This is a genomic window from Streptomyces sp. NPDC047022 (genome assembly GCF_040644155.1).
GTDB lineage: Bacteria > Actinomycetota > Actinomycetes > Streptomycetales > Streptomycetaceae > Streptomyces.
Genome location: NZ_JBEYVV010000010.1, coordinates 203,235 through 214,295 on the forward strand (window position 1 = coordinate 203,235; position 11,061 = coordinate 214,295).

15 protein-coding genes are annotated in these 11,061 nt (G+C 69.4%); 6 read left to right on the forward strand and 9 right to left on the reverse strand.

The window, feature by feature from the left end:
* Window positions 1–73 precede the first annotated feature (73 nt).
* The 3 genes from ABZ845_RS14395 (at window position 74) to ABZ845_RS14405 (ending at window position 2,276) form a co-directional block, all read left to right on the forward strand.
* The gene (locus ABZ845_RS14395; protein ID WP_360978109.1) at window positions 74–748 is read left to right on the forward strand and encodes an endonuclease; all 675 of its coding nucleotides are present in this window, start codon (window positions 74–76) and stop codon (window positions 746–748) included.
* A 19-nt stretch (window positions 749–767) separates the two neighbouring features.
* The gene (locus ABZ845_RS14400) at window positions 768–1,244 is read left to right on the forward strand and encodes a hypothetical protein (RefSeq protein WP_360978112.1); all 477 of its coding nucleotides are present in this window, start codon (window positions 768–770) and stop codon (window positions 1,242–1,244) included.
* A gap of 66 nt (window positions 1,245–1,310) precedes the next feature.
* On the forward strand, window positions 1,311–2,276 hold the full coding sequence (locus ABZ845_RS14405; RefSeq protein WP_360978115.1) for an LLM class F420-dependent oxidoreductase: 966 nt from the start codon (window positions 1,311–1,313) through the stop codon (window positions 2,274–2,276).
* Between the two features lie 13 nt (window positions 2,277–2,289).
* Here the strand turns inward: ABZ845_RS14405 and ABZ845_RS14410 are convergent, their stop codons facing one another.
* From ABZ845_RS14410 to ABZ845_RS14445, 8 genes are read right to left on the reverse strand one after another with little or no spacing between them, the layout of a single operon-like run.
* Complete coding sequence (locus ABZ845_RS14410; RefSeq protein WP_360978118.1) at window positions 2,290–2,703, reverse strand: gas vesicle protein K; 414 nt, start codon at window positions 2,701–2,703, stop codon at window positions 2,290–2,292.
* Window positions 2,700–2,957, reverse strand: coding sequence for a gas vesicle protein (locus tag ABZ845_RS14415; RefSeq protein ID WP_360978121.1), 258 nt, complete (start codon window positions 2,955–2,957; stop codon window positions 2,700–2,702). Before ABZ845_RS14415 ends, ABZ845_RS14410 begins: the two co-directional genes overlap by 4 nt.
* The gene (locus ABZ845_RS14420) at window positions 2,954–3,814 is read right to left on the reverse strand and encodes a GvpL/GvpF family gas vesicle protein (RefSeq protein WP_360978124.1); all 861 of its coding nucleotides are present in this window, start codon (window positions 3,812–3,814) and stop codon (window positions 2,954–2,956) included. Before ABZ845_RS14420 ends, ABZ845_RS14415 begins: the two co-directional genes overlap by 4 nt.
* Complete coding sequence (gene gvpJ, locus ABZ845_RS14425; protein WP_360978126.1) at window positions 3,807–4,238, reverse strand: gas vesicle protein GvpJ; 432 nt, start codon at window positions 4,236–4,238, stop codon at window positions 3,807–3,809. Before gvpJ ends, ABZ845_RS14420 begins: the two co-directional genes overlap by 8 nt.
* Before the next feature lie 20 nt (window positions 4,239–4,258).
* Complete coding sequence (locus ABZ845_RS14430) at window positions 4,259–4,513, reverse strand: gas vesicle protein GvpG (RefSeq protein ID WP_360978129.1); 255 nt, start codon at window positions 4,511–4,513, stop codon at window positions 4,259–4,261.
* Window positions 4,514–4,525: 12 nt separating this feature from the next.
* Window positions 4,526–5,239 (reverse strand): GvpL/GvpF family gas vesicle protein, encoded by a 714-nt coding sequence (locus tag ABZ845_RS14435; protein ID WP_360978132.1) that lies wholly within the window; start codon window positions 5,237–5,239, stop codon window positions 4,526–4,528.
* Between the two features lie 2 nt (window positions 5,240–5,241).
* Window positions 5,242–5,703 (reverse strand): gas vesicle structural protein GvpA, encoded by a 462-nt coding sequence (locus ABZ845_RS14440; RefSeq protein ID WP_360978134.1) that lies wholly within the window; start codon window positions 5,701–5,703, stop codon window positions 5,242–5,244.
* 46 nt (window positions 5,704–5,749) lie between these two features.
* The gene (locus tag ABZ845_RS14445) at window positions 5,750–6,112 is read right to left on the reverse strand and encodes a gas vesicle protein (protein WP_360978137.1); all 363 of its coding nucleotides are present in this window, start codon (window positions 6,110–6,112) and stop codon (window positions 5,750–5,752) included.
* Window positions 6,113–6,261: 149 nt separating this feature from the next.
* On the opposite strand from ABZ845_RS14445, the gene ABZ845_RS14450 reads away from it, so the two are divergent.
* The 3 genes from ABZ845_RS14450 (at window position 6,262) to ABZ845_RS14460 (ending at window position 8,828) form a co-directional block, all read left to right on the forward strand.
* Window positions 6,262–6,894: a histone protein gene (locus ABZ845_RS14450; RefSeq protein WP_360978140.1), complete on the forward strand. Its 633-nt coding sequence runs from the start codon at window positions 6,262–6,264 to the stop codon at window positions 6,892–6,894.
* A 3-nt stretch (window positions 6,895–6,897) separates the two neighbouring features.
* Entirely contained in the window at window positions 6,898–7,863 is a 966-nt protein-coding gene (locus ABZ845_RS14455) for an SRPBCC family protein (protein WP_360978143.1), read from the forward strand.
* A 71-nt stretch (window positions 7,864–7,934) separates the two neighbouring features.
* The gene (locus ABZ845_RS14460; RefSeq protein WP_360978146.1) at window positions 7,935–8,828 is read left to right on the forward strand and encodes a hypothetical protein; all 894 of its coding nucleotides are present in this window, start codon (window positions 7,935–7,937) and stop codon (window positions 8,826–8,828) included.
* A 126-nt stretch (window positions 8,829–8,954) separates the two neighbouring features.
* Here ABZ845_RS14460 and ABZ845_RS14465 read toward each other — a convergent pair whose 3' ends face one another.
* A complete protein-coding gene (locus ABZ845_RS14465; protein WP_360978149.1) occupies window positions 8,955–10,469 on the reverse strand; it encodes a hypothetical protein in 1,515 nt (504 codons plus the stop codon).
* Between the last annotated feature and the right edge of the window lie 592 nt (window positions 10,470–11,061).

The following is an 11,061-nucleotide window of genomic DNA, read 5'->3' on the forward strand; positions in this document are numbered from 1 at the left end:
ACGGCGCGCGGAGTCGGCGCACCGCGAACTCGCGAAGGGTTGTACCGATGAAACGTTGAGTCGGTGACCGGTCATGACGACGAATACGACGAAGACGGCGAAGAAGGGCCGGGCGACAAACGAAGCGGTGGTGCGTGCCCTGCTCGACCGGCAGCGGCACACCTACGCCGCCGAGGCCGGCATCCGGCTGCGCGACACCCCGGCGCCGCTCTACCAGACGCTTGTTCTCGCGATACTCCTCAGCGCCCGCATCCGGGCCGACACCGGGGTTTCGGCGGCCCGTGCGCTGTTCGACGCCGGACTGCGCGATCCACGGTCGATGGCGGACGCGACCTGGCAGCAGCGCGTCGACGCACTCGGCGAGGGCGGCTACCGACGCTACGACGAGCGCACCTCGACCCTGCTGGGCAAGGGAGCCGAACTGCTGCTCGAGCGCTACGGTGGTGATCTGCGACGGCTGCGCGAGGAGCCCGACCCGAGAGCCGCCCTGATGGACATACCCGGGATCGGACCCACGGGGGCCGACATCTTCCTGCGCGACATCCAGGGAGTCTGGCCGGAACTCGCGCCCCGCATCGACGGCAAGGCCCAGGACGGCGCCCGGCGCCTTGGACTGCCCACGGCGCCCGAAAAGCTGGGCGGCCTGGTCGACGGCCGCGAGCTGCCGAGGCTGGCGGACGGTCTCGTCCATGCCGCCCTCGACAAGCACATGGCCGACGAGGTGCGCGACGCAGCCGAGTCGGCGTGAGAACCCACGAGGAGATGCCATGCGTCCGGAAGCCCTGAAGGTCTACCTCAACGACCATCTGGCCGGTGCGACGGCCGGGCAGCACATGTCACGCCACCTGGCCGAACGCCACGGCTCGTCGACGCACAGCGGTGAACTGCGCAGAGTGGCGGACGAGATCGCGGAGGACCGGCAGACCCTCCTCGAAGTGATGGGCGCCCTCGGCGTACCCGCGCGCCGTTACAAGGTGCTCGCCGGGCGGCTCGGAGAGAAGGCGCGCCTGATCAAATTGAATGGGCGCCTGACGCGGCGCTCAGGGCTGAGCGACGTCCTCGAGCTGGAGACACTGCGCCTGGGCATCGAGGGCAAGAGCCTGCTGTGGCAGACCCTGCTCTCGCTCACGCCGGAAAAGGGTCTCGACCAGGCACGCCTGCGGGACCTGCAGGACAGGGCCCGGCGGCAGATCAGCACGGTGGAGGCCGTGCGTCGGGAAGAGGCGGTCGGCGCGCTTGGCTGACGTCCGTCGTGTCCTGGGAGTGTCCGACGCCGTTTCTTCGGGGGCCGGTCGGGTAGTCGCCGACATATGGTGCGATTCGGATACACGATGATGATCGAGCAGGCCGGCCCTCAAGACCTGGTGAGCCATGTCGTCCGGGCCGAAGACGCCGGCTTCGACTTCTCGGTGACGTCCGACCACTACTTTCCGTGGCTGGAAGAACAGGGGCACGCCCCGTACGCGTGGTCCGTGCTGGGTGCGGCCGCGCAGGCCACCTCGCGGATTCCCCTGATGACCTATGTGACGTGTCCGACGATGAGGTACCACCCGGCGGTCGTCGCGCAGAAGGCGGCCACGATGCAACTGCTGTCCGGCGGCCGCTTCCGGCTCGGACTGGGCTCCGGCGAGAATCTCAACGAGCACGTCGTGGGCGGTGGTTGGCCCGCGGCCGATGTGCGCCAGGCGATGCTCACCGAGGCGATCGAGATCATCCGCGGGCTGTTCGGCGGCGGCTACGTCAACCACCACGGCACGCACTTCGACGTCGAGTCCGCCAGACTCTGGGACCTCCCCGAGAACCCGCCGCCCATCGGCGTGGCGGTCTCCGGCCGTCAGTCGTGCGAACTGGCCGGCCGGCTCGCCGAGCTGATGATCGCCGTCGAGCCGGACGCGGACCTCGTGGCTGCCTTCGACCGCAACGGTGGTACGGGGAAAGCGCGCGTGGGGCAGCTGCCCGTGTGCCACGACCCGGACCGGGCTGCCGCCGTGCGAAGGGCGCACGAGCAGTTCCGCTGGTTCGGCGGCGGCTGGAAGGTGAACGCCGAACTCCCGGGTCCCGCTTCCTTCGCCGCCGCCGGTGCCTTCGTACGCGAGGAGGACATGGCGGACGCGATCCCGTGCGGGAACGATCCGGAGGTGTTCGCGGAGGCCGTGCGCCCGTATGTGGAGGCGGGCTTCACCGAGATCGCGCTCATCCAGATCGGCGGCGCGTCGCAACTCTCCTTCCTGGACTGGGCGGAAAAGGCGCTGCTGCCCGCTCTGCGCGAGCTGTGAGGCGCCCTGACGGTCAGCCAGGAGGGTCGGACGGCGGCAGCAGCGTGCCGAGCGGGCCGAGGTCCAGATTGAGATCCTCCATGGTCAGGCCGTATTCGGCGCACAGATCGCTCATGCGCTCGTGGAGGATCATGAGGGTGGCGCCGAGCCGCTCTTCCTGCTCCTCGCTGAGGTCCCCCTGGTCGACGCGGTGCAGCGCCTGCCGTTCCATGAGTTGGCGCAGGAGTTCGACCAGGGTGAGGACGAGCCTGACCAGGTCGCGCTCCACCGTGTCGGGGTCTGCGCTGATCCTGCGAGCCGGGCGCGGTGGTGTGCGCCGTCCCGCCGGTGTGATGTCGTCCGGTACGGCGGGCAGGAGCCGGAAAGCCCGTGCCGCCGCTTCGGCGACCTCGCCGAGGCGGTCCGCCGGGCCGGGCGAGGCCGTCACGTCGCGCTCTCGGAGCGTGCGGCGGTTGTCCCCCGAGGGGTCTCGCGTGTCTCCCAGGGTGACGGGTTCTGGGCGCTCACGGAGACGATGAGGGCTCGCAGGGAGATGCGTACGAGGTCGATGTCGGCGATCGACAGCACCACGTCACCGGTGAGGACGACGCCGCCGCTCAGCAGTCGGTCCAGCAGGTCGATGAGGGCCACCTGGCGTTGCGCCAGCGGCTCGGGCTCGGGCGGGCGCTCCACGGCGTTCATCGCGCCGGGTCCGGTGCCGTCGCGGGGTCCGCCGTGTCGGGTGGTGCGGCGAAGGAGTACGGGGCCCAGGGCCCGGTGACGTCGATCCGTACGCCGGACAGACCCTGGGCGGCATCGAGGACTCGTGTGCGGAATTCCTCGGCGGTCTCCTGAGCCAGGAGGTAGGCGTCGTTGACCACGTTCTCGCCCGGGCCGCCGGCGAGTGCGCCCTGCTGCACCCGGTGCGTGGCGTGGCCGGCCGCCATCGCGCGGCCGATCGCCTCGACACGCTCGGCGGCCTGCCGAGCGGCCTCGTAGGACTCGTCGCGTGAGTGCCGCTGGACCCGGCGCGCGCGCAGGTAGGCCCGGCCCGGGCCAAGGGCGTCGGGCGACCCCGCGGCGCCCGCCGGGCCCGCGGTGCCTGTGACCCGCGTGTCGTCCGGCTGCCTTTCGTCCGGCCGCGGCTCGACGTAGATCTTCACGCCCCATTCGAGATGACCCGCCAGCCGCCGCAGCGCGTGCGCGAAGCCCTCCGCGTCCTCGCGCAGCATCGTTCGCACCCGCTCGTCGTCGAGGTACACCGTGGCGAGCCGCAGCGGCAGCACGGTGGTGTGCGCGGCCAGGGCCTCGATCACGCTGTGGTGCGCGCGGGCGACGTCCTCCAGCCAGTCCAGATCTTCCAGATGGCGCCGCAGGGCACTCTCCTGGAAGTCGGCGGCGGGCACCGCGCTGACGGCTGCCGCGAGTTCGCTCGCCGGACTCGTCGACACCAGGTGGACGGGTGCCCCTGTCACACCCTCCACGCCCCGCAGCGCCATGGTGGCGAGCCCCTCCTCGTCACGCAGCACGGCGTAGGCGTAGGTGACCGCTTCACTCATCGTCCGCTCCGCTCCGGCGCCTGGGGGAGTGCCGCGCGGCACGGCCCCGGCCGGATGCCGTCCGCTCCTCGCCGGGCGACAGCTCCCGCTCCTGCCTCAGCGCGTCGATCTCGGCGCGCAGACGCTTGTTCTCCTCGGTCAGCGCTCTGTCGTCGGCACGAGAGGACAGCGAAGGATCGTGCTCCCACCAGTCGATGCCCATTTCCTTGGCCTTGTCGACGGAGGCGACGATGAGCCGCAGCTTGATGGTGAGCAGTTCGATGTCGAGGAGATTGATCCGGATGTCCCCGGCGATGACGATCCCTTTGTCCAGGACGCGTTCGAGGATGTCGGCCAGGTTCGCGCTGGAGCCCGGGCCGTAGCCGTAGGGGCCGGCTGCCCGGGATGGGGACGAGCCGAATCGGCTTGCGGGGGAATCCGTCACGCGGTTGCCTCGATTCCCGCTCAAAGAGCGGCGTCGCCCCGCCAGAAGGCCGTTATCTCCTCCAGGCGGTCCAGGAGGCGGTCCTCCTGCTCGTCGAAGGTCTGCTGATCGATGCGGCCCTCGAGCAGCGCCTTCTCGAGCGCGGCGAGTTCACGCTCCACTGGCTCGGGGTCGTAGTACACCCGCTCGGCCTCCTCGACCACTCGGTCGACGACCCAGCCCACGCCCCGCACCGGCGCGAGCGGCAAGGCCAGGATCTCGGTGATCAAGCCCATGAGCAGCGCCTCTCAGACGAAACTGTACGGAGGAAGCGGTCCGCGCAGCCGGAGCCCGCATTCCTCACCCAACTGGTCGGCCAGGCTCATCTCCGTGGCCAGGAACATCTCCTCCTTGTCCTTGTCCACCAGGAAGGAGATGCTGAGGAAGTCCTGGCCGCCGGGCGGGGAGACACTGTCGTCGCGCGCGTGGAGGCGCAATGCCTCGATGATGCCCGCGGCGAGCGCCTCCTGTCGTGCCTCGGCCTGGTGAGCGACAAGCTCTCCGAGTGCGAGTGACATCTCGGGGGTCGCGGTGCCTTCGCGGCCCACGTCGTTGAGCCTGCGCGCCTCCTCCGAGTCCAGGAGGATCCGGCGCAGCAGTGCCTCCTCGTCCCAGGAAGCCTTCAGGTTGTACTCCACCGTGCCCTCGAGGCTCCGCAGCTGTTCCTCGTATTCGCTCGCACGGTCTTCCAGCACCGCGCGCACGGCCTCGTCGCTCTCGGCCGTCATCCCGAACCGCAACGGCAGCACCGCCCCGTCGGCCATGAGCCGCAGCTGGACATCCTGGTGCGCCATGACATCGCGGCGCTTGGGGCGCAGGTCGTCGGGTGCGTCGCTGACGACCGCGCTCAGCACTCCGGCGGTGACGGTACGCAGCGCACCAGGGGGTTCGCCGACGCCATGGAGCTCGTCCAGACGCGTCGGGTGGCTCTTCGAGGTGATGGAGTAGACGTAGACGGCCATGGTCACTCCCTGTCCCGAGCCCGTCGGGACGTCCTGTGGGCCGGTCGGCGGCGCTGCCTGGGCTCTTCGACGATCTCGGCCTCCTCCGCCTCTTCCTCTTCCTCCTCGTCGCCGCCACCGGTCAAGGATTCCCTGACGGCCTCGACGGCACCCGTGAGCGCCCCCTTGGTCTTACCGGCGGCACCGCCTTCGGTGATCTCGCCGACGAGGTCGGGGAGCTGCGCGGGCTGTCGACTGCCGGCTTCGAGGTCGAGGCGGTTGCACGCCTCGGCGAAGCGCAGGTAGGTGTCCACGCTGGCCACGACGATGCGGGCATCGATCTTGAGGATCTCGATGCCGACGAGGGACACGCGGACGAAGACATCGATGACGAGGCCGCGATCGAGGATCAGGTCCAGGACGTCGTAGAGGCTGCTCGTGCCCCCACGTGACATGCTGCCTCCGCTCTGCGGTACCACGGTCATGGCGCCTCCCTTCCGCGCCTCCTTGTGCGTTCAGCGGCTTGTGCGTTCAGCGGCGCCGGTCGGTCTGACCGCGGGTATAGCGGCGGGTCAGCTCGTACGCCAGCAAGTCGCCCTCCTCGTCCAGCGTCACGTGGTACGTGCCCATGACGCTGGTGGTCTCGGGGACTCGCTCCAGCTCGAGTACCTCGACCTCCGCTTCCCACCCGTCTTCCGTCGGCTTTATCGCGGAAACCGATTCGGGAGCGCGTCCGAGGAGTTCCTCGAGTTGGCCTGCTGCGGACCGCATGGCCCACGCAGCCGACCGTTTGCCGGACCGGTGTGCGCCGCCGCTCGTCGAACGGCGGGGGGCACTGTCACGGCGAGAAGGTCGCCTGCCACTCCCTGTGCCGTCTTTGTCTGACGCGGTCATGTTCCTGACTCCGTGGCTGGAGCGGCGCTCCCATGTCACTTGAACGTACTATTTCAGCATATACACCTAAAAAGTGAGCCGCGATGGGGCTCTCTTGCCTTCGCGCCGCCCCCAGTGCGCGCGAGCGGTTCACCGGGAGGGAATCACCCATGAACGATTCGACCAAGATCGCCCTCGCTGCCGCAGTCGCCGGTGGCTACGTCCTCGGCCGCGCGAAGAAGGGGCGCCTCGCCTTTGCGGTGGGCTCCTACCTGGCGGGCCGTCGATTCGGCCTCGCACCGCAGCAGTTGCTCACCGAAGGCCTGAAAAGGCTTCAGGAGCTGCCGCAGTTCGCCGACCTGAACGAACAGATGCGCGGCGAATTCAAGGACGCCGGGCGCCAGGCGCTCGCTGCCGCCGCCGACCGCAAGTTCGGAGACCTGGCGGATGCCTTGCATGAACGGACCGCTCGCATCGGGAGCGAGAAGGACGAGGAAGAGGACGAAGAGGAAGAGGAAGAGTACGAACCGGAGGAAGAGGAACCCGAAGAAGAGGCCGAGGGCGAAGAGGAGGAGGAAGAGGAGTCTCCGAGGAGTCGCCGGGCCGCCAAGCGGCAAGCGTCCAGGGCGTCTGCCCGCAAGTCCCCGGCCAAGAAGGCACAACCGGCGAAGAGGACGGCCGGGAAGAGGACGACTCCGGCGAAGAAGACCACGGCGAGAAAGCCCGCTGCGGAGAAGACAGCCCCAAGGAAGACCGCCTCGAAGAAGACGACGGCCAAGAAGTCGTCCACACGGCGGAGGTAGGCCATGGCCAGCACGGCACAGAAGTCTGAGCAGGACCAACTCTCCGGCCTGGAACGGCTGCGCGAAGAACTCGTCGACTACCTCGGTGCTCAGGCGGAGCATCTCGCGGACGTGGCAGGCGACAAAATGGAAGGCCTCACCGACCAGTTGCAGGACGTGGTCGAGAACGGTGGAGTCCTCCCCAAGGTCGGGGTCCGCGTCCTCCAGGGGGACTCACCGATCAAGGCCCTGCTCGGCGAGAAGGCGAAGAGCATCAAGGACAGCGTGACCGAGAAGGCTTCGAGCCTGTTCGGCGGCGGCAAGGGACGCAAGTCCGGCCAGCCCAAGGTCACGACCATCATCGAGCACATCGATGTCGGTGTTCCCGTCCGCGTCGCCTACGACCACTGGACCCGCTTCGAGAAGTTCAGCTCCTTCACCAAGGGCGTGCGCAGCGTGTCCCAGGGAGACGAGACCAGCACCGACTGGAAGGTGAAGGTGGGGCCCTCCACACGCTCCTGGAAGGCCACCATCCAGGAGCAGATCGCCGACGAGCGCATCATGTGGACCTCGGAAGGCGCCAAGGCCACTACCCGGGGATGTGTCAGCTTCCATGAACTGACACCGACGCTCACACGCGTCGTGCTGGTCGTCGAGTACTACCCCTCAGGTTTCTTCGAGAAGACCGGCAACCTGTGGCGTGCCCAGGGACGCAGGCTCAGGCTCGACGCCAAGCACTTCCAGCGCTACGTCTCGCTGTCCGACGAGACTGCCGACGGCTGGCGCGGTGAGATCAGGGACGGCGAGGTGGTCCGTACACACGAGGAGGCGATGGAGGAAGAGGAAGAGGAGTACGAGGAGGAGCCCGAGGAGGAGCCCGAGGAGGGAGACGAAGAGGAGGACGAGCATCCGGAAGATGAAGACCGGTACGACGAGGAAGACGAAGGGGAGAAGGAAGAGGAAGGCGCAGAGGAGGACGAGGGCGAGTGAGGCGCCAGGCCGGGCCCTGATGCTGCGGGCGGGTCCGTATCGATGTCAGAGGTGCGTGCAAGAGTGCACATGTGACCGGTACCGCGCAGATTCCCGAAGAGGGCGAGGACGACCTGGCCCGTCTCCTGGCCGCCCTGCCTGGACTGGCCTCGCTCGCCCGCACGGTCGTCGGGCTCCGCCCGCGCCGTGGCGAGCCCGGCATCCGGGACAGCCATGTCGGTGGGCCGATGCTCTGGCCTGCGGACGAGCCCTGGCCGCACTGCGCGGACGGGGACCACGGTCGCGAACCGGCGCCGATGGTGTCCGTGGCCCAGTTGTACGCCACCGACGTCCCCGAGATCGCCTTCCCAGAGGGTGCCGACCTGGTGCAGATCGTCTGGTGCCCTGAGGTGCACGGCATGCCGGAACCACAGTTCCAGGGCAAGCGCTGCAGGGTCTTCTGGCGGCGCTCCGGCGAGGTCGTGCACGAGCCGGGGGCGCAGCCCGATCCCTGGGAGCACTGGGACGAGGAGTGGGACGAGGTCCCTCGTCCGTGCACCGTGCATCCTGAGCGGGTTGTCGAGTACCCGTGGTGGGAAGAACTGCCCGCCGGGCTCCGGAAGCGACTGGAGGACTCGGAGGAGCTTCACAGCCTCTACTGGGGGGAGAGCCTCACGGGCGGCTGGAAGGTCGGCGGCAGCAAGTCCTGGGCCTCCGGGGACATGCCCAGGAGTCTGGACTGCCCCGAGTGCGGTGCGCCTCTCGTCCTCCTGCTCCAGGTGGACTCCTACGAGCACCTGCCGCTCATATCGGAGAACCCGCATACGTACCTGTGCACCGTGACGGGGCGGCACCTGGTGTTCGGGACGGAGGAGTACACGCTCGCCGCGGAGGCAACCGGCTTCCGCGTGGACGACGTCGCGGACGCCGGAATCCACGTCTGCTCCGCCGACCCGCGGCATCCGGCCCTGTACTTCACCCAATGAGGCCGGGACGTCCTCAGCGGCTGCCCCGTCGTGGGACGGTGGCGTCGAAGCCGTAGCGTCCCAGGGATGCGGAGGACACCCCATGGGACGCACGGTCGGCGCTGACTTGCGCGAACTCGTGCGCGGTTACGCGGCCCTCGCGGCGAGCTTCCACTCGCGGTGCAGCGTGCCCAGCGGAACGGTGTGACGGAAGACGGGCGTTCCGAAGACGGACAGCTGCACCTGGAGTGCTCCGCTCAGATCGACGCCGCCGTAGACGGCCCATGATCCGGTCGCGGTCGCCGTGGGCCGTGAGTTCCCGCCCACGGTCGCGGTGGCGGCGGCCGACGCCTCGCCACGCAGGTACGGCGCGAGATCGGCGGTGACCCCCACCGCGCCGTACAAGCCGACGGACGCCTCGGCGCCGAGCGCCGCCTTCACATGGCCCGCGGCCGTGACGGAGGCGCGCACCGGTGTGCCCGTCATCGTGGACTCGTTCACGGGGGTCCAGCCCTTGGCGAGACCGAAGGTTCCGCCGGCCTTGAAGTCTCCCTTGAGGTCCTGCTCGGCCGAGACGGTCACCTTGCCGTCTCCGCTGACCTCGAAGTAACAGGTCAGATCGAGGTTGACCACGACGGGGATGGGGCCCACCTGGAGTACGGGGTCGGCGTGCAGTTTGGCGAACGGCAGCCGCACGGGCGTTTTCGAGGCCGCGGCGCGGCCTTTCAGGGACCACCGGGAGGTCCAGTCGCCCGATACCCCGAGGAAGGCGGAGGCAGGTCCGGCCTGCCGAGCCGCGGCACCCGAGCCGCCGCCTCCGTACGAGAAGTCGACCTCGGGTGCGACCTGGACGTACCCGTCGACGGTCGCGTCCGCCGAGACGGGTGCGCCCTTGGGCGTGGGCACCGCGGCCCGTACGTCGACGCGCAGGCTGCCCAGCGGAACCTTCGCGCCCTCGGGGCCGAAGTGCACGTTGCCCGTCCTGGCCCAGGAGACCTTCACATCGGGCAGCAGCCGCTGCACGTCGAAGGACGCGGGGTCCACGGGCACAGTGCCCTTCGCCTTGTCCGCGCCGAGGAGGGAATCGAGGGTGGTCGGTGCCGTCTGCACCTCGGTGCCGCTCCGGGTGGCACCGATCACCTGGGTGACCTTGGCGAGGAGGCCCTGCGGGGCGCCGGGAGCGGGCGCACTGGCGATGACGTCCCCGACGGCGACCGGGCGGTGCGGGTCGGGTCTTCCCGTGCCGCTCGACGCAGTTGCCGAGGGCGGCGTGGACGACGGGGTGTTCGAGGGAGCGGTGGTGGAAGGCGTGGCGCTCGAAGGCGTGGGCGTCGCCTTGCCCGCACCGCCGGCCGTAGCGGATATGACGGCACGTCGGGTGTGACGGTCGTACGAGCTGACTTTGAGGTTGCTGCTATGGGCGCGGCCCCCGCTCTCGCCGGGCCGGGCGAGAGCGGTCGCGGTGCCCTCCGGTGCGGGGGCGACGGCGAGGGAGCCGCCGGTGCTGTCGGCCGCCTCGACGGCGGCCCCGGGCGTCCCGGCGGGCGCGGCACCGGAGGCGTTCGAGGCCCCGGGCGCGGACGAGCAGCCGGTGGCGAGCAGAAGGGCGGAGACGGTGAGAGCGGGCACGGCGGCACGCAGGTGCCACTTGCGGTTGCGCAAGACCTGTCCTGAGGTGGTGGGGGGTCGCGGAAGAACCCGTCGGCACGCAGTGCACTACCGACGAGTAACAATCTGTGAGCTTGCCATGAAGATGTGGAGCCCGGCTCCACATTCCGCTCCCGCCGCCTGTGATGTGAGCCACGCGCCAGAGCCGAACTCGCCTGGGGGCAAGGAGAGTTGCCGACCTCACTCAGGAGGGACGGTCCCGCCCCGCCTCGCACACAGGACGGGATGGGGCGCGACCTTCGCCGAGTTGCCGCGAGAGGTCATGCGCCGGGAGTCTGTCCGGCCGTCTTCCGTCAGGCTGAGCCCGGATCACTAGTGCCGCGGCAGGCAACGTTCGCCCGTTGAGGGCCGGGCGTCGCGACGGGGCGAACGTTGCCTGCTGCGGCACTAGTAGATTGTCGCGGCTAAGTGTTGTCCTGGTTGGTGGAGTTGGGGTCGGGCAAGCTCCCTTTGTCGTTTCCGTTCGGCCGGGCAGGGGTGCCGTGTCCTCGCAGAAGAAGTATCCGGTTGCGTTGAGTGCCGAAGATCGTCTGGCGTTGGTGCGCGTGACGACGACGGGGGTCCGCAGCGCGTCGATGATCAGGCG